Origin of the sequence: Ralstonia sp. AU12-08 (assembly GCF_000442475.1) — a bacterium.
Lineage (GTDB): Bacteria > Pseudomonadota > Gammaproteobacteria > Burkholderiales > Burkholderiaceae > Ralstonia > Ralstonia insidiosa.
In genome coordinates, this window is record NZ_ASZV01000047.1 from 306,577 (window position 1) to 327,821 (window position 21,245).

General features: G+C 62.2%; 21 protein-coding genes. 9 read left to right on the forward strand and 12 right to left on the reverse strand.

Annotated features, from left to right (window positions below):
• Positions 1 to 180 precede the first annotated feature (180 nt).
• The 4 genes from C404_RS53600 to C404_RS60125 all read left to right on the forward strand — a co-directional run bounded on the left by C404_RS53600 (position 181) and on the right by C404_RS60125 (position 4,088).
• Positions 181 to 1,527 carry a GGDEF domain-containing protein gene (locus C404_RS53600; RefSeq protein ID WP_021197081.1) on the forward strand — a complete coding sequence of 449 codons (1,347 nt, stop codon included), beginning with the start codon at positions 181 to 183 and terminating at the stop codon, positions 1,525 to 1,527.
• Positions 1,528 to 1,616: 89 nt separating this feature from the next.
• Positions 1,617 to 2,183, forward strand: coding sequence for a nucleotidyltransferase family protein (locus C404_RS53605; RefSeq protein WP_021197082.1), 567 nt, complete (start codon positions 1,617 to 1,619; stop codon positions 2,181 to 2,183).
• 319 nt (positions 2,184 to 2,502) lie between these two features.
• Positions 2,503 to 3,516: a phosphotransferase enzyme family protein gene (locus C404_RS0130395; RefSeq protein ID WP_031330049.1), complete on the forward strand. Its 1,014-nt coding sequence runs from the start codon at positions 2,503 to 2,505 to the stop codon at positions 3,514 to 3,516.
• A 350-nt stretch (positions 3,517 to 3,866) separates the two neighbouring features.
• Positions 3,867 to 4,088, forward strand: a complete 222-nt coding sequence (locus C404_RS60125; protein ID WP_152524488.1) for a hypothetical protein — start codon at positions 3,867 to 3,869, stop codon at positions 4,086 to 4,088.
• Positions 4,089 to 4,386: 298 nt separating this feature from the next.
• On the opposite strand, the gene C404_RS53615 is transcribed toward C404_RS60125, so the two are convergent.
• The 4 genes from C404_RS53615 to C404_RS53630 all read right to left on the reverse strand — a co-directional run bounded on the left by C404_RS53615 (position 4,387) and on the right by C404_RS53630 (position 7,417).
• The gene (locus C404_RS53615; protein ID WP_021197085.1) at positions 4,387 to 5,640 is read right to left on the reverse strand and encodes an Hsp70 family protein; all 1,254 of its coding nucleotides are present in this window, start codon (positions 5,638 to 5,640) and stop codon (positions 4,387 to 4,389) included.
• A gap of 239 nt (positions 5,641 to 5,879) precedes the next feature.
• The gene (locus tag C404_RS58935) at positions 5,880 to 6,584 is read right to left on the reverse strand and encodes an NAD(P)-dependent oxidoreductase (RefSeq protein ID WP_021197086.1); all 705 of its coding nucleotides are present in this window, start codon (positions 6,582 to 6,584) and stop codon (positions 5,880 to 5,882) included.
• Positions 6,585 to 6,606: 22 nt separating this feature from the next.
• Complete coding sequence (locus C404_RS53625) at positions 6,607 to 6,906, reverse strand: 2Fe-2S iron-sulfur cluster-binding protein (protein ID WP_031330050.1); 300 nt, start codon at positions 6,904 to 6,906, stop codon at positions 6,607 to 6,609.
• A 187-nt stretch (positions 6,907 to 7,093) separates the two neighbouring features.
• Positions 7,094 to 7,417, reverse strand: a complete 324-nt coding sequence (locus tag C404_RS53630; RefSeq protein ID WP_021197088.1) for a hypothetical protein — start codon at positions 7,415 to 7,417, stop codon at positions 7,094 to 7,096.
• A gap of 256 nt (positions 7,418 to 7,673) precedes the next feature.
• On the opposite strand from C404_RS53630, the gene C404_RS53635 reads away from it, so the two are divergent.
• The gene (locus C404_RS53635) at positions 7,674 to 8,666 is read left to right on the forward strand and encodes a DUF2804 domain-containing protein (RefSeq protein ID WP_021197089.1); all 993 of its coding nucleotides are present in this window, start codon (positions 7,674 to 7,676) and stop codon (positions 8,664 to 8,666) included.
• A gap of 15 nt (positions 8,667 to 8,681) precedes the next feature.
• Here C404_RS53635 and C404_RS53640 read toward each other — a convergent pair whose 3' ends face one another.
• Both C404_RS53640 and C404_RS53645 read right to left on the reverse strand, forming a co-directional pair.
• Entirely contained in the window at positions 8,682 to 9,923 is a 1,242-nt protein-coding gene (locus C404_RS53640; protein WP_021197090.1) for a serine hydrolase domain-containing protein, read from the reverse strand.
• A 44-nt stretch (positions 9,924 to 9,967) separates the two neighbouring features.
• Positions 9,968 to 10,876 (reverse strand): alpha/beta fold hydrolase, encoded by a 909-nt coding sequence (locus C404_RS53645; RefSeq protein ID WP_021197091.1) that lies wholly within the window; start codon positions 10,874 to 10,876, stop codon positions 9,968 to 9,970.
• 562 nt (positions 10,877 to 11,438) lie between these two features.
• On the opposite strand from C404_RS53645, the gene C404_RS58940 reads away from it, so the two are divergent.
• Positions 11,439 to 12,437, forward strand: a complete 999-nt coding sequence (locus C404_RS58940) for a lysozyme inhibitor LprI family protein (protein WP_021197092.1) — start codon at positions 11,439 to 11,441, stop codon at positions 12,435 to 12,437.
• A 76-nt stretch (positions 12,438 to 12,513) separates the two neighbouring features.
• On the opposite strand, the gene C404_RS53650 is transcribed toward C404_RS58940, so the two are convergent.
• A complete protein-coding gene (locus tag C404_RS53650) occupies positions 12,514 to 13,032 on the reverse strand; it encodes a GNAT family N-acetyltransferase (RefSeq protein WP_021197093.1) in 519 nt (172 codons plus the stop codon).
• 541 nt (positions 13,033 to 13,573) lie between these two features.
• Here C404_RS53650 and C404_RS53655 point away from each other — a divergent pair.
• Positions 13,574 to 13,879 carry a hypothetical protein gene (locus C404_RS53655; RefSeq protein ID WP_021197094.1) on the forward strand — a complete coding sequence of 102 codons (306 nt, stop codon included), beginning with the start codon at positions 13,574 to 13,576 and terminating at the stop codon, positions 13,877 to 13,879.
• A 141-nt stretch (positions 13,880 to 14,020) separates the two neighbouring features.
• The gene (locus tag C404_RS53660) at positions 14,021 to 14,986 is read left to right on the forward strand and encodes a hypothetical protein (protein WP_021197095.1); all 966 of its coding nucleotides are present in this window, start codon (positions 14,021 to 14,023) and stop codon (positions 14,984 to 14,986) included.
• A 6-nt stretch (positions 14,987 to 14,992) separates the two neighbouring features.
• Here the strand turns inward: C404_RS53660 and C404_RS53665 are convergent, their stop codons facing one another.
• Positions 14,993 to 15,469, reverse strand: coding sequence for a GNAT family N-acetyltransferase (locus tag C404_RS53665; RefSeq protein WP_021197096.1), 477 nt, complete (start codon positions 15,467 to 15,469; stop codon positions 14,993 to 14,995).
• Positions 15,470 to 16,215: 746 nt separating this feature from the next.
• Between C404_RS53665 and C404_RS53670 the strand changes: the two genes are divergently transcribed.
• Complete coding sequence (locus C404_RS53670; RefSeq protein ID WP_021197097.1) at positions 16,216 to 17,352, forward strand: hypothetical protein; 1,137 nt, start codon at positions 16,216 to 16,218, stop codon at positions 17,350 to 17,352.
• A gap of 100 nt (positions 17,353 to 17,452) precedes the next feature.
• Here C404_RS53670 and C404_RS53675 read toward each other — a convergent pair whose 3' ends face one another.
• From C404_RS53675 to C404_RS53690, 4 genes are all read right to left on the reverse strand, one after another.
• Positions 17,453 to 17,992, reverse strand: a complete 540-nt coding sequence (locus C404_RS53675; RefSeq protein ID WP_021197098.1) for a peroxiredoxin family protein — start codon at positions 17,990 to 17,992, stop codon at positions 17,453 to 17,455.
• On the reverse strand, positions 17,982 to 19,043 hold the full coding sequence (locus C404_RS53680; protein ID WP_021197099.1) for a hypothetical protein: 1,062 nt from the start codon (positions 19,041 to 19,043) through the stop codon (positions 17,982 to 17,984). The genes C404_RS53675 and C404_RS53680 overlap by 11 nt, the downstream gene beginning before the upstream one ends.
• 130 nt (positions 19,044 to 19,173) lie before the next feature.
• Positions 19,174 to 19,611 (reverse strand): DUF2946 domain-containing protein, encoded by a 438-nt coding sequence (locus tag C404_RS53685; protein ID WP_021197100.1) that lies wholly within the window; start codon positions 19,609 to 19,611, stop codon positions 19,174 to 19,176.
• A gap of 269 nt (positions 19,612 to 19,880) precedes the next feature.
• Complete coding sequence (locus tag C404_RS53690) at positions 19,881 to 21,242, reverse strand: ABC transporter ATP-binding protein (protein WP_021197101.1); 1,362 nt, start codon at positions 21,240 to 21,242, stop codon at positions 19,881 to 19,883.
• Positions 21,243 to 21,245 lie beyond the last annotated feature (3 nt).

Sequence of the window (21,245 nt, forward strand, 5' to 3'; positions counted from 1 at the left end):
GCTGTATCCCGCAGGCACAAGGCGCGCATTATCGCGCAGCAAACCGTGCAGCCTGAAATTCAGGGACAGAACGCACCCATGCAGCAAAACCCACACACAAACTTTTGAACGACTGTGCGGCGCAGCCAGAACCATGGACAATCCCCCTCGAATCCCGTCCCGCAAACCTGCAGCTTAGGCATGACAGAAAAAAATCCCTCGGAGACCGCTCGGCACGCCCTCAAGCTGCTGGCCTCACGCAGGTTGCTCCCCACGCCAGACAACTTTGCCTCGATTTACCACGAAATTGCCGGCAGCAAGCCCAGCCTCCACCCCCACGAAGCGGAGCGGATGGCGCTGGTGCGGGAGTTGTGCGAACAGCTCGCACGCACGGTTGAGTACTGTTTGCCGGCGCTGGGCGATGACAACACCTCGATCGGCCCCTCGGCGCGGGTGCTGATCAAGGCCTGCCGCTCAGAGTCAGAAACCCTTGGCAGCCTGAACACCAAGCTGGCGACCTTCAACCAGCGGCTGTCGCTGGCGGCGGCAGACCAGAACGAGATCCGCAAGTCGTTGCTGAATCTGCTGCAGCTCGTGTTTGAGAACATCGGCGAGCTATCGCTCGATGACCACTGGCTGCGCGGGCAGATCGAGGCCTTGATGAAGGCCAGCGAGGCGCCCGTGAGCCTGCGGCGGCTGGAAGACGTGCGGCGGCGCCTCAAAGAGGTGATCCAGAAGCAGGGCGCGCTGAAGGCGAAGTCGCTCGAAGCCCAGGAAGAGATGAAGTGGCTGCTGGCCTCTTTCCTGGAGCGGCTGTCCTCGGCGGCGGAAAGCTCGGGCGAGCACCACCGCCACATGGAGGCGTGCATCAAGAAGATCGAATCGGCCCGCACGATCTCCGACATTGCGCCCGTGATCCAAGACGCGCTGGCGGCCACGCGTTGGATGTCGTTGGTTTCGGCACGCCATCACGAAGAACTGTCGGCCATGAAGAAGCGGGCCGAAGAGGCCGCGGCGGAAGTGGCGCGGCTGCATCAGGCGCTCGACCTGGCATCGGCCTCTGCGCGTCATGACCTGCTGACTGGCGCGCTCAACCGCAAGGGCCTGGAAGAAGCGCTGGCGCGCGAGGTTGCCCGCGCCGCGCATTTGAAATCTGCGCTGTCCATCGCCTTCATCGACATCGACAACTTCAAGTCGATCAACGATGCGCATGGGCATAGCTTTGGCGACGATGCCCTGTCGCACCTGGCCCAGGTCGCGCGCGAAGCGATGCGCCCCCAAGACACGCTCGCACGCTTTGGCGGCGAGGAGTTCGTCATCCTGATGCCCGACACGTGCCTGGAAGACGGCGTCCAAGCCATCGTGCGGCTTCAGCGCGCGTTGACGCAGCGCTTCTTTGTTGCCGGCAATACGCGGCTCTTCGTTACGTTTTCTGCAGGTGTGGCAGAACTCGGCAAGGATGAAGCGCCCATGGACGCAATCCAGCGCGCCGATCGTGCCATGTACGAGGCCAAGCGGACGGGGAAGAACAAGGTTGTTGGTGCGTGATGTGGCGTGCGGGCGCGCCATGTTTTACGTGCACCGCAAGCAACGCGTACGTTTGATTGTCAGGCCAGCAACCCATTCCGGTCGACCCAATGCGTCTTGAAGCACGCCTGGTGACTATTGCGCAGCAGTCACCGTGGTTTTCTTCTGCGCTTGTCGCTGCCCGCAATCTACAACTCGATTCGTGGTGTATCGGGGCAGGCGCCGTTCGCAACCTTGTCTGGGACGCGCTCCACGCGTTCAGTTCGCCCTCGGCTCTGGCGGACCTCGATTTAGCGTACTTTGATGAGAGCGATCTTTCGCCCGAGCGAGAGCGCGACATTCAACGTCAGCTCGTTGCGACACACCCCTGCGTGCAGTGGGAGGTGACCAACCAGGCGGGCGTACATACCTGGTTTCAAGCCACCTTCGGATACGCCGTACGGCCTCTTGTGTCGCTTGAAGATGCGGTGGGCTCATGGCCCGAGTACGCCACGTCGGTAGGGCTCACGCTCAATGCAGACGACTCGATCACCGTCATTGCGCCCCACGGTCTTGATGATCTTTTTGGCATGGTCATCCGCCGAAACCCCGCCCGCGTGAGCATCGAAACATATCGAGAGCGCATCGCGCAGAAACGGTACGCCGAACGCTGGCCCCGGGTGACCATCGTCGCCTAAGCAGGTGGCCCTCCCCCCGTGCGGGTGTCTGGTTGAGCGACACAGCGGTGTGTTGTGTGACCGCGAGAACGCTGTACTCGGAACGGATTGCCATGTTCCGGCTGGGATCGATATTCAGTCGATAACGGTGACGAGGTCTGTGGATACGTGAACGTCTATTCTTGGCCGGAAGCGGTCGCTGACCCGAACATTCAGTTCAGCGGCGCGCTTGTATGATAGCCACCCAGAAGCGGCGCGCGTCAGATGTCGCACAGCAGCCAATGAAGCTGCCCCCCTTCAGCGAGCCAAATCGCTGTTTCTCTCGTTGCATCTGGAAACCATGACCCTATCGCGCCCAGCTGATATTGCTCAGACCACTCCGACAGGCGGCTCTGTTGCGATTGCAATATCTGAGGGCTATGCGTTCGGCGAAGTTCTGGACTGCGTCTTGATGCGGCGTGGTTTTAATTATGTTTATGGGCTCCGATTTGCAGATGGTCGCCGCGCTGTCGCTCGGCTGTGCGCTCGCCGTCCTCGCGGCGCACCCAACACGGAGTACGAAGCGGCACTCCTTAATCATCTCAAAGCCGCCGGGGCGGCGGTAGCCGATTCATTGCTGACTCGAGATGGTGCCGCTGCAATTTCGATGGCCTTGCCAGAGGGTGCGCGCCCGCTGATGCTGTTTGAGCACCTGGATGGGGACCCGCCAGGCGAAAACCTAGTAGACATCGAAGCGACCGGCCGGGGGCTCGCCCTACTGCACAACGCTGGTCAGGACTACAACGGCCCGGTCAGCCGCTACCAGTTGGAACTGCCGCTATTGCTCGACCAGTCGCTCCATCGATTGTGTTCTGCACCGACGGTGAGTGAGGAGCTGCGATCCACGTTTATAAATATCGCGGGCAGACTGACTGAGCGTGTGGCTGCGATTCCAGACCTTACTTGCGTGAACTGTCATGGCGATTGCCACGGGAGCAACAATTTCATGACCGACGGCCCTGGCGGGACGCGCATCGCGTCGTTCTTCGATTTTGACGACGCAGGTCCCGGCTGGCTGGCCTACGAACTTGCTGTTTACCTTTGGGCCATGTTGCAACGTACCGCCAGTGCGGAACCAGACACCGCAACGCGTGAACGCTGGCTTCGCTATATCGCTGGTTATCGCAGCGTCCGGAAGATTGGCGACGCGGATTTCGCCGCCATCGCACTCTTCGTCATCGTGCGCCATTTCTGGCTGATGGGTGAATATGCTGGACGCATTGATGTGTGGGGGACGCAAGCAATGCCTACGACCTGGTTACAAAAACAAGTCGATTTGCTTACAGCGTGGGAATCGATGCAAACGCCGAATTGAACCGGCTGAATTGCTGCCGCATGGAGAGTCACGCCAGGCTTGCCTGACGCGAGTTGGCCATCGTTCACGGTAGCAACTTGTCGCAAGTTGCCAACCCCATCTCCCACTCCAGTAGCCAAGCCTCGGCAGCAAGCCCACTGCGAAGTGTCCCTCACCAGCCTAGCGAGTGAATCGCGCCATCGAAATATCAGCGACATATGACCCCTCGGGTATCCAAATTTGTCGTAGCCGTACTACTCGCGGCTGTCGCCCTGCTCGCGGTGCTATGCGTTCAGTGGTCGTCATATATGCGTCAACGTGCGTTCGTGGAGCACAGCAGTATTTCCGATGCTGCGGCACGGCACCCGGAGATGAAAACGGCATTCGACGCCGTCGCCGCTTGCGAGGAACGTCGTGAGCGCGGTGCAGACCGCTCTCCAATTACGACCGCGTTTTGCATTTCGACTGTTCGGGACCGAGCGGTGGCGCTGCAGAAGCCGGATACGGTCGAAGCCTTTGACGAGCTGACGCGCGAAATTGATAGCAAAGTGAAAGCAATCGAGGCTCCGCTTCCACTTCGAATCATTCTCTGAATTCAAATGTGAAGAGTGGCGCGGGTACTAAGCCGTCCGCTTCTGGCTGCGGATTCAACCGGTCGATGCAACGTATTGATGGAATCGCTCCGCTGGCGTATCGAAGTTTGGTGTCTTGCTCGGACGTTCGTTGAGCCGTCTGGCGACGGCATTGAGCTTAGCCTGCGAACTGCGTCCGTCGCTTTGAGTTGGGTCGCCTCTAGCATGGCGTGGTCCTCGTCTCCGACGACAGCAATATCCCAACCCGGATGGTTCGATACGCTCGAAACGTCCCGCCGCCCCTCAGCCTTTCAGCCCGTCAGCCAAACTTGCGCGCCGCATCGCGCGCCAAGCCAGAACCGATCCCGCCGAACAGGTCGCCTTCGACGCGCCGCGCCGATGGCAGCACTTGCGCCAATTGCTCGCGCAGCAACGGCACACCGCTGGAGCCGCCGGCGAAGAGAATGGTATCGACCGCTTCCGCTGCAACGCCCGCCGTCTTCAGCATCGCCTGCACCGTCGAGACCGTCTTGCCGACCAGCTTCCCAATCGACTGGTCGAAATCCTCGCGCGTGACGGGCTGCTTCAACTCGGGCGCGATGCGGTGCAGGTCGATCTCCGCCACCGGGACGTCCGACAGCGCGATCTTCGCGGCTTCCACCTGGATGGCCAGCCAGTGGCCGGCGCGCTCGCGGATCAGGCGGATGAGGCGGTCGAGTTTTTCGGTGTCGGCGGCATCTCGGTAATTGTCCATCACCACCGCCCACGCCTTGCGCGTGTACACATGGTTGATGGTGTGCCAGCTCGCCAGGTCGAAATACTGGCCGGACGGCATCGCCTTGCCGTTGCGCAGCGTGCTGTTCAGGCCCAGTAGCGGCATCACGCTGGCCAGGCTCAGGGCGCGGTCGAAGTCGGTGCCACCGATGTGAACGCCGCCGTTGGCAAGGATGTCCTCGCGACGGTCAAGGCGTTTCGCACGGTCGGGCGACAGGCGCACCAGCGAGAAGTCCGACGTACCGCCGCCAATGTCCGCCACCAGCACAAGTTCTTCACCGCTGATGCCGGCCTCGTAGTCGAACGCGGCGGCGATGGGCTCGTACTGGAAGGCGATCTCGTCGAAGCCAGCGTCGCGCGCGATTTCCGACAGCGTGTCTTCGGCGAGCTGGTCGGCCTTGGGATCTTCGTCGATGAAGAACACCGGGCGGCCCAGCACGGCGCGGCGGAATTCATGGCCGGCGGCGCGCTCGGCGCGGCTCTTGAGTTCGCCGATGAAATGCGCCAGCAGCTTGCGGAAGGGCATGGCCTGGCCCATGACCTCGGTGCTGTCGTCCATCATCGACGTGCCGAGCAGGCTCTTGAGCGAGCGCATCAGGCGGCCCTCGTAACCGGCAAGATAGTCGGTCAGCGCGGCACGGCCGTAGCTGACCAGCGGGTCTTCGGCGTGAAAGAAGATGACGGAAGGCAGCGTAACCTTGCCGTCTTCGAGCGGCAGCAGGGTGGGTGCGTCCGATCTCAGCCAGCCGACGGTGGAGTTCGACGTGCCGAAATCGACGCCGCAAGCGTTTGACTTCATAGGAGTGTGGCTTCTCGAGTGCAGCGGGAGGCATGCGCCTGCAGGGGAATCAGGAGCGGGCGCCACCGGTGAAGGGGCGCTATTGTAGTGGCTTTGTGCGACGGATCGCCGGTCGTGAGCTGAACGAGGCGGTTCTCGCGTGTCCACTCGGGACCGGAGAAACTAACGGCGCTATGCGCGTTGCTGGATGGCACGGAAAACCTGCCCCCCGGCGGCCCGCGTTCGCTCCGAACGTGGGATCAGTTTCGCTGCCGCGACACCTTCGGCGCCTGGCGTACGAACGCGTTCGCCGCCGCTTCTTCGAGCATCCATCTTCCCATTGCGTCATACGACACCGGCATCAGGCTGTTGTTGCGTGTGCCGTTCGCGTCGACCGACGCGGCCGGGCGTTCGTCCTTGCCGCGCGCATTGACGGCCGCGCGCACGAGCGTCCAGCGCAGCGACGCGAACGCGCCGTTGCCGAGCGCGTCGACAACGGCCTGCAATTCGGCCGCGCCTCGGCCGATCCGGCCGGGCACGTGCGAAAAGAACCGGATCGCGCGACTCGGCGGTTCGCCCGGCGGCGCTGTCAGCAGCGTATTGACCACGACGATGCGGTCGACATCCGCTGCACGCATCGACGCGTTGACCGCGTCCATATTCGCGGAAAGCCGCGAGGACGGATCGTCGCTCGTCGGCGTGACGCCGAGCGCGGTGAGCACCGCGTCGGTGCCGGCGAATGCATCGGTGAGCGCGGCGCGGTCCGCGAGCGAACGGACGACGGCGACGCGGCAGCCGGCCGGCACGTCGGCGATCCGCTCGGGCCTGGAACGGACGATGGCGGTGAAACGGATGCCCTCGGCGCGGCAGATGCGCAGGATGGCTTGGCCGAGGCCGCCCGCTGCGCCGATCACAGCGACATGACGCGGGAGGGGGGGCGGCGGGCTGGCGGGTGGATTCGTCATGAGCGTAATGGAGGCTGCGGACTTACGCCACGGTCGCATCGGGCACGTCGACGATGACGTCCGACGTCGCGATCGCGACGCACGGCAGCGTGTAGCCTTTGGCTTTTTCCTCGCGGCTCAGGCCCGGCCATTCGATCGTGTAGCGGACGGTGCCGCTGACGATCCGGCAGAAGCAGCTTCGGCAGGTGCCGTTGCGGCACGAGCGCGGCAGCGACACACCGGCAAAGCCAGCGGCTTCGAGCAGTGTCAGCGATTCCGGCGCGTCGAAGCTGACGCCGAGCGGTTCGATGCGGACGCGGTGGGATGGGTCGGTTTCGGTCATGCGGCGGGCAAAGGCCGACGGGCGGGTGACAACGCGAAGCGGCAAGGATAGCTGAAACGGCGAGTCCGTCAGGCAGCATCTGTGCCCATCGAAATAGCCCAAGCAGATGTCGCTATTTCAACTGCAGTCGTAGCCGATTGTTAGCTCCACTCACTTTGAAGTCCAGCATTCACCCAACCGCACTGATCTACGCTTGCCACACCGCATACCCTTCCTCGCGCAATCCGATCGCCAGTTCCACTTCCATCTCCCGTGCCGCTTCGTAGGGCATCGGGTTGAAGCACTCGTACAGCTCCGGCATCAGGCGCAAGCCATACTCCCGCACAAACCGGTTCGATTTCAGCCCCGCTTTGTGTTTGTCAAAGCGCACGTCCGGCGACTGTCCTGTCATGCCGACATAAACGCAAGGCTTGTCGCCGAGGTAATCGGGATTGGCTTTCACGAAGCGCGCTTCGGCCAGCACTTGCCGCGAGAGTTCGACAACGTAGACGTGGTGGTGGTGACGTGGCATTGAAGAAGTCTTCGACAGCGAAGAAGCAGGCGGTGAGCATAGATCGTAGCGCCCGGGCACGTCTTCGACCACTGCGAGCCAGGCGTCGGGGCCCGGAGTGCCCGTAAGGCACCGCTCAGGCGCGGGGTAGGGGCAGGGCACGCACACCCCGGCATGGCTGCAACGCACGTCCATACAGCCACTTCAAACGCCACATGCCGCGTCAGGTGGCGTGTAGAGTCAGCGCATCTCCGACCCAGGACCAACGCGACACGCCATGAATACAGTGCGCCTGCCCGCCGCGCCCAGCCAACTGGTGCTTGAACACGGCCTGCCTGCGTTTGGCATGTATGAAGGGATCGTGGAACAGTTGGACTGGCAACCGCTGCAAACCACGCTTTACCAGCGGCTGACCCGCAAGCTGCATCACAAGCGTTGGCAATATGCGGCGATTGCGCATCCGGATTACTTCATCGGCGCCGCCATTGTTGACGTGGGTTGGACGGGCACCGCGTTCGCGTATCTGTTCGACCGCCAACGCCGCGACGTTGTTGGTGCGACAAGTGCGAATGGATTGCCGGGGCTGTCCGCAAAGGTGGAAGACCGCGCCTTTGGTCATGCGTCTTTCAAGGCCGGAAGTTGCCGCATGGCCTTCCAGCGCAAACGCGATCGTCTGACCCTGACCATTCAGTCACCCAAGCTGCGGCTGGCCGCAGACATCCAACTGGCGGGCATGCCGCCTGTGCTGGCATCCATTGCCCCCGCCAACTGGCTCGCGCACTCGACGCATAAGAGTGGCGGGCTGCAGGTCAGTGGCACTGCAGATTGCCCGGACAAACGCTATGCGCTGGATGGCGCCGTGACATCGCTGGATTACTCGAACGGCCTGCTGGCGCGAGAAACGCATTGGCGCTGGGCGAGCGCGCACAGTCATGACATGGGCTTCAACCTGCAGCAAGGTTATATGGCGGATGCCGAGAACGCCGTTTGGCTGCATGGCAAGCTGATCCGCGTCGGCGCGGTCGAGTTTGATTTCGATGCCAAGCAGCCGCTGCAACCGTGGCACATCCGCAGTACCAGTCGCTTGGTCAACCTGACATTCACGCCGGAAGGCGCGCGCAGCGAGAACAAAAACCTGCTCATTGCCGCCAGCCGCTATATCCAGCCGATCGGCCATTTTGATGGCGAGATCGTGGATCCGGACACAGGTATCCGACATGCGGTGCAGGGGCTGCCCGGCGTGACGGAAGACCACACCTCGCGCTGGTGAGGGCGCAGATTCGCTTCAGCGCGCAAACCGCTCAACAACACCGCGCCACAACGCGTCCCGCTCTGCCCCCAGGTGGGCACCGCTCGCATCGCCTGATGCGTCCTGCCCCACGGCAAGGTGGACCATGGTCAGCTTGGATTGCGGATCCACGTAGATGGCTTGTCCGTGGATGCCCAGCAGCACGAACCGTCGTGCCTCTCCGGGGAGGAGCCAAACCTGAAAGCCATAGCCGTAGTAGCGGCTACCGTGATAGACCATCTGCCCGGGGCGAAACGGCTCCGGTTGGCGCGATGCGTCCGTCATGTTCAACAGGAAGTCGCGCGGCACCACTTGACGACCCTGCACCACGCCGTCGTTGGCAAGCATGGCCCCAAGACGAGCGTAGTCGCGCGCCGTTGCGTTGAAGCCGCCTTGCGCAAACGCCGATCCGTCGGATTGGCGCACCAGATAGGTCGCCTTGGATTGCGCGCCCATCGGCTTCCATAGGTTTTCATCCACGAAGTCGCACAGGCTGCGTTGCGTGGCTGCCTGGAGCACCAAGCTCAATACTTCGGTTTGCGCTCCCGCGTAGTTGAAACGTGTGCCCGGCGGATCGGCTCGCTCGCTCACCTGTGCGGCGGCCGCAAGCACCCCTTGCTTAGCGGCCGTGCTGAGGAATCGCGCCCGATCATCCGTGGGGGTGTAGTCCTCCACATACTTCGCGCCGGAGGCCATGCGCAGCAGATCGACAATGCGCGTTGCACCGTACAAGGTGCCGGCAAGCCCGGGCACGTACTGGTCTGCGCGATCCTCCAGCGCGTGCAGGCTGCCGTCCTCCAGTGCCTTGCCGATCGCGAGCGCCAACAGCGTCTTGGCCATCGAGTTCGACAGCATGCGCATGTCTTGCGTGCGGTCGTAGCCGTAGTGTTCCGCCAGGAGGGTGCCGTCTTGAACGATCAGGACGGCGGTCGCGCGCTGGTGTTGCATGTAGTCCGCCAGCGTGTAGTCACCACCACGAAAGCGATACCGGAAGTCGGCTTCCTTGTCAGCGCTCTTGAACGGCACAGGTTTGTCTGCCGGCGCGAGTTCGCAGGACGGCGAGAGCCGGTCCATGCCGCTAAAGGAACCCACGATGTAAGGGGCCTCGTAGATGCGCGTCGCGCTTGGCGCCAACGGATAACCTTGCTTCTGGCCCAGCAGGTCTGCATCGGGCGATGCCGTAGCGATGCTGCAGGCGAGCAGCCCGCACGCAGCGGCGTAGAGCTGGCGTGTCTTCATGAATGGAGCGGAGATTGGTTTGCCGGGCGCGTGAAGGTCAGACGCTATTGCGCGAGGAACTTCACGATCGCGCTCACGGTAGCTTGCGGCTGCTCTTCCATCAACCAATGCCCGGCATTGGGAACCACCAGCTCTTGCACATTGGTGGCGGCATTGCGCATGACGATCGCCTCGTTCGGGCCGAAGGACTTTTCACCGCCGATGGCCAGCACCGGCATGGTCAGCTTGGTCGCGAGCGATTTCTGGTTGTCTTCCGCATCCTGCGGAATCGACAGGAACTGCGCGAACGCAGAGTGCATGGCACCGGGCTTCGCATAGAGGCGCGCATAGTGCACCCGTGTTGCCTCGTCGATCTTCGTGCGGTCTCCGGCAAATTCATTCCAGAACCGATCCAGGTAGATCCGCTCGCGGCCTTTCACCAGACGCTCCGCATCGGGGCCGCCAAACGAGAAGTGCCAGAGGGCAGGCGAGCGGACGATCTGTTCCCACGGGGGGACGCCCGGCACCGGCGCATCCATCACGACCAGCCGTGTCGTCTTGTCCGGATAGCGTGCCGCATAGGCGAAGGCAACCATGGTGCCGATGTCGTGGCCGACCACGTCGGCCTGATCGATGTTCAGGTGCGTCAGCACAGCCCGGATGTCACCCGCCTGCGTGCGTTTGTCGTAGCCGCCATCAGGGTGCGACGACAACCCCATGCCACGCAGATCCGGCACCACCACGGTATGGGTGCGTGCCAGCTCGGTGGCCAGCGGTGCCCACATGTCGCCCGTGTCGCCAAAACCATGCAGCAAGACCACCGCCGGCCCGCTGCCGCACACCCGCACAAACAAGGTCGCCCCGTCAGTCTGGATGTTCTGGTGGCGACAACCCGGCGGATAGGGCTTCACCTGAGCCTGCACAACGGGCGTCATGGCCAGCAAGAGTGCAATGGCTGCAAACAGTTTTCGCATGGTGTGTTCTCTGGGGAGGAATGCTGGTGTCGATCGGGAAACGGCACGCTGACTCTGCGCGGGCCGTATGACAGTGCGCTACGCAAACCTCACCAAGCGTAGTACGCGCCGTGCATGGTGCAAGGACGAAAGAGAGGGGGGTTGCCGTGTTCAAAGCGCAGTCGATATTCACATGCCCGATCGAACGACGCGCCCCATAGCGGGTTTATAGGTTTACTTCTTTATGTATACAGATAGTAGTAATAGATAACGGTGGATAAGTTCTGTGGATAGGTAGCAAAAGCGCTTTCGGATCAATGGTTTGCAGAACGGACAACCCATCGGAGAGTGTGTGCGGTTGCGTGGATGAGTCCGGGCAATCGCATCAGGCTCCATCGCCACGGGGGGAAGTTGTTCCTGTGCTGTGGACACGCTGACCCCGGAGAGCCAACACGCTTTTCCCTGGTGTTATGCACAGGTGGGGGTGGAGTTGTCCACAGAGGCGTCGGCAAACGGTCTTGATGCGGCCGGGGACAGGTACCATTCCGCTCGCCCGACCACCCCTGCGTGCATCGATACTCCAATGACACCGATCTCTGCCATTCGTCCAGGCGTAGCACTCGCCATTGCATTGCTGACAGCAACCAGCGCACACGCGGCCAGCTTCAATTGCGGCGTGGCGCGCAGTCCCATCGAGCACGCCATCTGCAATGACCCCCAACTCTCCGCGCTCGACAGTGAGCTGGCAAATGCGTATCGCGCCGCGTTGAACAAACATGGTGCCGACACCGATGCGTTGAAGGCCGGGCAGCGCGAATGGCTGAAGCAGCGTGCGCCGTCTGGCGAGATCGATGTGGCGGCGTTGAAGACCGCGTATCGCGCGCGCATTGATGAACTGCAATCGCAACCAGAGTTCCCGAGCTCAAGCGCGGCGGTTGATGGTCCGGTCTTTTCAATGAAGACCATCGCGAAGCAACACGATTTCGTACTGCGCATGCTGGAGGCATGCCCAGAGAGCAATGCAGACAGGGATGCAACCTGTGAAGGGCCTGCCCAGTTGCTCATCTATGACAAGGGCCAGCGGACGGTGCGCCAGACCATCAATTTGGCGACGGTCTTTGTCACGCTACCGCAAGGGGGTAAGGGGCCGCTGGTCAACTCGGCCCGGCGCTATGACTATCAGGGCGTCATCAACGTGGGCGATTTCAACTTTGACGGCCAGGAAGACTTCGGCATCCAGACGGGCAACAACGGCAGCTACGGTGGCCCGAGCTACGACATCTATCTATTCAACGCACGCACGCAGCGCTTTGTCCGCAACAGCAAGATGACGGAGCTGATTCTCGAAACACTCGGGTTCTTTGAGGTCGACGCCAAGAACAAGCGTCTACGCACGTGGGCGAAGGGTGGTTGCTGCTATCACGAGCGCACCGTGTACGCCGTTGAACGCGATGTGCCTGTCGCCGTTGAGCGCCGTATTGATGACGCGCAGGGTGGGGGTGACAAGATGAAGGTCACGGTGGAAACGCTTGTCGACGGCAAGTGGCGCAGCAAGGTGCATTACGAGCCGATGCCGAAGTGAGTTGCTCGTAGCGGGCAAGAATGCCAATCGCTGATACCCCGCACAGATGTCGCAGTGTGATCCGGCTGGACGAATGCTACGAGCCAGATTGACGAACAAACCGCGCCATGGACAGATCAGCGATATACGACCCGTCGGGCAGCCGTATGCGCTTCTCGAACCGTCCTTCTTCCACGAATCCAAAGCGCTTGTACAAAGCAATGGCACGAGCATTCGTCGCCCTGACTCGAAGCTCTATCTTTTCGATGCGGGGATGGCTTTCCGCCCACGCCATCAATTCGGTCATGAGAGCAGTGCCGACCCCGCGCTCGAGGTGACCGGGGTGGACGACGATCGTGAGACTGAAGACGTGAGAGAGCGCGATGAGCGTCATCGGCTCCAGAAACGCGTGCCCGATCGGGGTGCCCTCGTGCTCTGCCACGAGGTACAGCCCGTCCTGCTCAAGCAGCGCGATCTTTTGTTCGAATGCCTCAACCTGCAGCTCGTGAGGTTGTGACACCAGCAGCCCCGGGGTAAGTGCGGTGGCCTTTTCAGCGGCGCACAACGTGGCGGCATCGGCTTGGCTTGCTCTTCGAATGGTGGTGCGTACCGTCATGGTGGCCTGAGGCTAAGGGCTGCTATCCAAAGAACGAATGTTATCCCCACAAGTTGTCCACAGCGGTTATCCACAACAGCTGTCCACACGGGTGTTTCAGATCTGCAAAGGTTTCGACGCGAAACACGCGCCGCTTGCTGACACGCCAGTCGCAAGACTTGACGGCACAACCTGTGGCGCGACTTTTGCATCGCGCACGGCGGCGTTGCCAAGTCCCGTTTTGAATGTGCGATACCGATACCGGGTTCACCCATATGGGGTGGTACCCGCTTGCTGCGTTGTCCAACCACGCGAGTCGCAGCGATCTGCTGTCGTGCATGTTCCGGCCATCAAGCGTTGGGCCGGAACACTTCAAGGCGCCATGCACGTGAAAGAGTCCACGACTCAAAGGGGCGCAGCATGCAACTCACATCCAAGCCATCGTGCGGGGCGACGTCTCTTTGCCGCGCGCTGCCCGGTGGCGCCAGCCGCCAGGCGACTGGCAGTGCCGGTTTGCACGCAGTGCTGTGGAATCCACGCTAACGCACCCAGGAGAACAACCATGCGCATGCTCATGAACGTGCGAATCCCGCACGAGCCCTTCAACACCTACGTGCGCGATGGCTCCATCGCCGAGTTGATCCCGCGTGTGATGGCTGCGATCAAACCCGAAGCCGCTTACTTCACGGAACAAGCTGGTACACGCGGCGCGGTGCTCGTCGTCAACTTGGATGCGCCCTCGCAGATTCCCGCACTCGCCGAGCCGTGGTTCCTGCTGTTCAACGCCGATTGTGAGTTCCGCGTGGTGATGAGCGCGGAGGATTTGCAGAAGGCGGGGTTGGCGGGGATTGGGGAGAAGTGGAAGTAAGCGGAGGAGGAATCGGGGCGGTACACACATCGCGCCCCGACTGCATCCGGCCGGCAAAATTGTCACAGACAGACGTGCGCCAGGAACTTGCCGGCGTACGGCGGACTCCCTTTTGTCATACCCATTCATGGAGAGTCCGTCATGCGCAGCACCCTTGCTTGCGGAAAACACCTGTTCGCCGCGCTGGCCCTGACGTGGGCGTGTGCTGGTGCGGCAGCCAGTGAGCTGCGTCATTTTCTCTACACCGGCTCCGATGAGTTGGCCAGCATCGAGCCGCTGCTGCAACGCCCCGATATTGAGGGCGTGCAGATCGTCTATAGCTGGAAGTCACTGGAGCCTGAGCCGGGCCGCTACGACTTCTCCGGCATTGAGCACGATCTTGCGTATCTGCAGCAACGCAAGAAGCAACTGTTCGTGCAGGTACAGGATCGTTTCTTCTTGCCCACTGCGCGCCATATCCCCTCGTATCTGCTGACCGACCCCGCGTATGGCGGCGGACTGGTGCGTCAATCCGATGACTCTGAAGTCAACCCAGGCGGCAGCGGGTGGGTGGCACAGCAATGGAACCCGGCATTGCGTCAGCGCTTCCAGGCGCTGCTGGCCGCGCTGGCCAAGCAGTTCGACGGCCGCATCCTGGGGATCAATCTGCCGGAAACCGCCATCGACATCGATCGCAAGCGTGACAAGACGCGCTTCAGTTGCGATGGGTACTTCAACGCCACGCTGGAGAACATGCGCTTCGCTCGGCAGCAGTTCCATCGCTCCGCCGTCGTGCAGTACGTCAACTTTTGGCCGTGTGAATGGGACAACGATCACCAGTACATGTCCCGCACATTTGCCACCGCAGCGCAGGAGGGCATCGGCCTGGGCGGGCCGGACATCGTCCCGTGGAAGAAAGCGCAGATGAAGAACGCCTATCCGTTCTTCCATCAATACAAAGGCAAGCTGTCGCTGGTGGCGATGGCAGTGCAGGAGCCCACGCTGCGCTACGTCAACCCCAAGACCGGCAAGCCATTCACACGCGACCAGTTCGTGAGCTTTGCCCAGGACTATCTGGGAGTGGATGTGATGTTCTGGGCGGTGGATTCGCCTTGGCTCAGGCGGTAGGGGAGCTCATTCCGGCGCCTTGATCACGAAGCCGCGTTCGCGATCACCGTCAAACCCGACAGATGCGTAGAGCCGATGTGCTTCGTCCCGCTGCACGCCCGACAACAGGATGACCTTGCAACAGTTGTGTTGCCATGCGAGGTCCAACGCATACGCCAGCATGCTGCGCCCGATGCCACGTCCGCGACAGTGCTCCGCGGTAATCACGTGCTCAATGCATCCGATCGGGCGCCCGACGTTTGCGAAGTTCGCGATCAGGGCCAACATGCATGTGGCGACGACTTGTCCGTCGAGCCGGGCAACGATCAGCTTGATGTGCTCCTGTGCGAGAACATTGCTAAGCGCCGAATCAGCTTCGCCTTCGCGGTAGCTAGGGTCCTGTGGCCTCAATGCTGCATAGAGCTTCTGCAGGTCATAAAGGTCGGAGAGGTTAGCGGTACCAAATTCGGTTTCGGGCATCGGCTCGCTGGTGTGCAGCTCCATGGGAAAGTTTGCCTACCCTATCTCGTAGACCGAGAAAGGTCCGATGTCGTCGGTTCGTCTCATCGCCATCACTGTATGGACTGCGTACCAAGTCACGACTGGTGATCCTTGTAGCATTCCCGCATGACACCCCCGCATGGTCGTAAAGCAATGACTCTAAACACCTACAACCCACAAAAGGTTAAGGCCAGCTTTCGCCCACAAACCGGCCTGATCAAAACATTCATCCTTTCCGCCGACAGACATTATCTGGCAAACGATTAACTCAAAAATCCGCTCGCAAATAAATAATCTTCACAACAGGAATCAAGCGACGGAATTTGCAACCCCGTTGGCGCCAACATAACCTTCCCCTCGCTTCACAGAATAAGCACTGTTTCTCGGAAAACAGATCGCACAGAGCACGCACCCCGCACAACGCATGGGCTAGCCCTAACGCCAAGGGAGTGGGATTCACACGCCGCACGACAGGCGGCGCCTGAAGCACGCACGGCAGTTTGTCATGGATGCATACATTCCCGACGGAACTGGAATGCGGATTCGTGCGCGCCGACATTTTTCACCTTGAATATCGCAGCGCTTACATCGGATTTATTGAAATGAAATCCAAGGGGATTATGTCGCCATAACTTTCTGATTTCATCGAGCAACATGACGGCGCCGGCATTACCCCCAGATCAGGTCGCCACTATTTTCTGCGCCCGACCGCCGGCAGGCGCAGCTCTCACAGACCGGAGACGTTGAACATGAACAAGCCTTTTGAATTTACGGAAGTCGATTTGTCGGCAGTGAGCCTGGCCGCCACGACGGATTGGGCCAACCTGGGCGGTGCGTTCCGCGGTACGCCGCAGCAGATCTTCTACGGCGGCTCGATGTACGTCTTCACGCGCAATACCGACAACACGCTGGGCATGTGCACGGTGGCCACCTCGGGTGAAAGCGGGAGCTGGTCGAAGTGGGGCGGCACGCTGCAGTTCAACCCGTCTGTGGCACCGTCGCCCAACGGCACCATCGCGGTCATCGGTCTGATGCAGGCAGGGCAGGTGCAGGTGTCGTACATCAACCCGTTCATCGGCTCGTACACGCCGTGGACGACCATCGGCGGCGGTACGCCGACCACCTTTACCGGCGCACCGGTGCTGGCGGTCAACTCCAACCAGCGGCTGGAAGCGTTCTCGCTCGATACCAGCGGCAACCTGTGGCACGCGTACCAGACCGCTGTAGCCCCGACCATCACCTGGTCGAACTGGTCGAAGCTGGGCGGCGGGTTCAACCCGCAGGCGCAGGAGTTCAACGTGTTCCTGCTGCAGAACAGCGGCCAGTTGCAGGCCGTGGTGCTGGGCAAGGACAACAACCTGTATCAGTCGACACAGTACGCGGGTGGTGGTGCCGATAGCTGGAGCGCATTTGCCGTGGTGGGCGCAGGCTCCAACCCGATGCCGCAGTTCGTCAACGGCCCGGCTGCCAACTTCTGCTCGAACACCAACAACGCCACGTATGCGGGCTGCAACAGCCAGTCGGCTCAGGGGCAAAACCCGCTGGTGTTCTGCGCACCGTCGAGCAATCCGTCGTACAACTTCCCGACCTGGGGCGGCGTGGGCAACCTGACGGCGGATCAGTATCCGATGCTGTCAGTCGCACCGCTGATCGTCAGCAACGCGGGCACGCCGCAACTGGTCTGGATGACGAACGCGCGGCAGGTGCTGCTGGTGTCGCAGTCGCTGGCATCACCCACGTTCTGGATGAACAACGTGCAACCGGTGGGTAGCGCCAACCCGCGCTTCACGGGCCTGATCAATGCCGTGATCAGCAACGGCGCAGTCAGCCTGGCGCAGGCCAATGCTGACGGCTCGCTGTCGTATATCAACTACCTACCGCAGTAACGATCCCTCGTACGCGGCGTTGCCCGACGTTGCGTCGTTGAACGGGCCGGAGAGCGTCTCCGGCCCGTTTTTATTGGCGCGCCGCCATGCGATTGGCCCGTCAACGCAGCAACGGTGTAACGATGCGCTCAAGCCGTTCGGTCGTCCACGCAGGCTCACGTGAGTCCCAGCCGTTGTCGGCCAGCAGGCCATTGCGATCGATCGTGAAGTTGACCGGAATCCGCCACACCCGGCCATAGCCGCCGGCGTAGGCGCTGCCGAGCAACCCCACGGGAAAACTCCAGGCCGCTGCCATTTCCCGCACCGCTGGCAATGAGGCCGGCTCATCCAGGCTGAAGCCGAGAACGCGCAGGCCCCGGTCTGCGTGTTTTGCTGCGTAGTCGGAAAGCAAGGGCAGCTCCTGGTGGCACGGGCCGCACCATGTCGCCCAGAAGGTCAGGATCACGACGTGGCCACGCAGGTCTTCGGTGGAGATGCTGTGCCCGTCGATCGTGCGCAGCACCAGCGCCGGCGCCGGCCGCCCGACTTCAAGGCTGGCCGCCTGGGCATCGTGAGTTGGACTGCCCAGCCCGGCGCCCAGTGCCGCCGCACCGGCCGTCTGCAGCCACGCGCGCCGCGACCATGCTCGATCAGAAGGCATAGCTGGCTCCGACCGTGCCCGACCAACGCGGGAAGAGTTGATACCCCTGCAGGTTGCTGTAGAGCGCCTTCTGCAAGAACGCATAGATCTGCACGTTATGCGCCACGCTCACCGTCACGCCCGGCGACAGGTAGACCACCGTCCCTGCCGTGTTGGTGGTATCGGCCAGCGCGCCTTTGTCAGCGTTCTTGCGCGTCACGTTGAACTGCAGTTGCGGCACGATGTGCGGGTTGGCCTCGTAGCGCACGCCAAAGCTCATGGTGGCAAGGTTGCCCGGACGGAAATCCGCCCCAGTCTGGTTCAAGCGCTGATGCACGGCAGCCTGGAATTGGCCGTTGATGAAGGCATCGAAGTCCTGGCTGACGGGCTGGTAGTAGTAGGCGCCCAGGATCACATCGGTACTGCCTGTGCCGGGCTGCAGGCTGGTATCCAGTGCCTGCCCGCCCGCCGCGTTCGGGCCGCTGTTGAAGAACACCGGGTTGCGCCCGACGGTGTTGCCAGTCAGCACGTTCTGCCCGCCGTAGCGGCCCGTCGGCAGCTTGATGCCCAGTTGCACACCGAGGTTGTGCGTCGGCAGAAAACCCTGATAGCTGGTGATCAGCTTGATGTCGCCCAAGCCGCTGGCGGTGGCGCCGCTCAGGTTGTCCGGCGTGAGCTGATCCGACGTGACTGCGCCGTAAGTGGTGTGGCTGCGGTCCACATACGGCACGATCGCGCTGAAGTTCCAGCTGCTGTTTGGGCTGTAGTTGATGCCGAGGTTGATGTAGCGGTTGATGGTCTGGTGCTCGACCTCCTGGTTGCCGCCCGCGTCGTTGATGCTGGCGGCCTGTGCCGGCGTGACCGCGTGGGTGCCACTGCGCAACTGGTTCTGCGGGAGGTAGGTGTAGTCGAAGCTGATGCGCCAGCCCGGGATGGCCGAATAGCCCATCGCGGCATCGGTGCTGAGCGAGCAGCCACAGGTGGCGCATGCCTGCGCTGCGATGGGTGCAAACATACCGGCAGCGCAGGCGAGCAGTGCCGCGCGCCGGAGCATGTTGGATGGTGTTGTCATGGGTGTTCCTCACGCTGATGCGTACGTGCGCACCCTGATCAATAGTCGGTGTGTCGCACGGCGTCTTGTCTGAAAACGGCTCGAGCCGGGCGCGAGTGCGCTGTGCAGTCGCAGCCCTGGTTTGACGTGGTCAGAGGAGGAAGGGTGAGTCGCGCGGCCGCCCGGCATGGCGCGCTTGATGCGCGGCCAGACGACCGGGTTCCGCGGGCCATGCCGTTGCATGGGTGGGTGCCGGCCCCACCATCGGCGGAAGGGTTGTCGGCACCAGCACGTGGTCTGCCAGCAGATCACAGTAGCCGCAGGCCGCATGGTGGTGGCCGGCTGGCATCTCGTGCCCGATGGGCAGGGCGGTGCTGGCGGCGGCTGACGGTTTGGCTTCACAAAGCGGCGCAGCCTGCTCAAACGCCTGCAGCGCTTGCGCCTCCAGCGCCTGGCTCACCGTTGGCACAAACAGCACGAGCACCATCGCCACCAGGCCAAGCCAGGAGGTCAGTCTTTTGCGGGTGCGGGCGAAATGCATGATGGCCAATGAGGCTGCCGGGCGTCCCTGTGTGGACAGCGCCAGCATGTGCGGATGCGCGGTATTACACCGCAAAACAGCATCGGTATCCAGATCGGCGGCAGGGGGGTGTTGCCGGCCGTTTTACCCCCCAGGCGTGCTGCCGATCCGCATCCGGTTGAAGCGTGCGGCCAGGCGCGCTTTTTCGAGACCTTCCTTGTCGAGGCAACCGTTGAATCTGCGTTGGCGGCAAACCGTCGCACCGCGTGAACCACGCCTGGATAGGACAAGAGCCGCATCGCGCGGCTCTTGTTCAGGGGAACGACGTGAGCACCGTCTTACGCCCCGGCCGCCCCATCCCCGCCTTCCTGCGCTTCACGCTCTTCACGTTCCTCGCGCTCTTCACGGGGCAGGGTCAGCATGCCGGTGTTGTACACGTACTCGTACACCTCGCCGTAGCGGCCCCATTCAATACCGATCTTGAGCACGCGTTCGGCTTCCTCGGGCTTGAGGTAGGCCTCCAGCTCGCGCAGGACTTGCTCTTCGCGAATCTCGCCGTCTTCGTTGGCTTCCAGCTCGGCACGGATGTGCGAGGCCAGGGCCACCTGTTCGAGCAGCTTCTGGCCGAACAGCACCTTGCGCTCGGGTGGTTCGGTTTCCATGTAAGTCTTGCCGAACGGTGTGACGATGATGTCGCCGCGCTCGATGGTGGCCAGTTGCAGCAGGGCCAGCGCTTCACAGGCGGGGAGCAGGTCGTCGTCGGTCACACCGGCTTCTTCGGCCAGGTGCGGCAAGTCTGCGCGGCCGTTGAAGGGCGCTTCGACCAGCAGGTCGAGAATGGCCTCCATCTGGCCGATCTCGGCTTCCGGCAGGCGGTAGGCCAGTTGCTGTGCGGCAGACTCGGCGCCCACGTGCACACCCACGCGCTCGGGCGAGGTCATCAGGCCATACACCTCGTCGATGAGGTTGCGCACAGCAGCCGAGTCACGATTGCGCGGGCGCGGGAAGGGCACACGCACTTCGGCACGGATGCGCCCCGGATCGCTGGAGAGGATGACGATGCGGTCCGCCATCATCACCGCCTCTTCAATGTTGTGCGAGACGATCAGGATGGCCTTGATCTTGGTACGGCGGTCTTCCCACAGGTCCAGCATTTCGTCGCGCAGGTTCTCGCCGGTCAGCACGTCGAGTGCGGAGAACGCTTCGTCCATCAGCAGCAGGTCGGGCTCGGTGACGAGCGCGCGCGCAATGCCCACGCGCTGGCGCATACCGCCCGACAGCTCGCGCGGCAGGGCGCTGTTGAAGCCGGACAGGCCGATCAGGTCGATGGCCTGCTCGGCGCGCTCTTCACGTTCAGCCTTGGGCACGCCCTGCGCTTCCAAACCGAGTTCCACGTTCTGCTGCACCGTCAGCCACGGGAACAGCGCGAACGATTGGAACACCATTGCAATGCCCTGCACCGGGCCGCTGTACTCACGCCCGCGGAACAGCACCTGGCCGCGGTCGGCACGCACCAGGCCCGCCATGATGCGCAGCAGGGTCGACTTGCCCGAGCCCGATTTGCCCAGCATGGCGACGATCTCGCCTTCGCGGATGTTGATATCCAAACCCTCGAGCACCGAGCGGTCGGTGTGGTCTGCGGTGCGGAAGATTTTCGAGACGCCGCGCAGCTCGATGACAGATTCGCCGTTGGTGGCCATGTT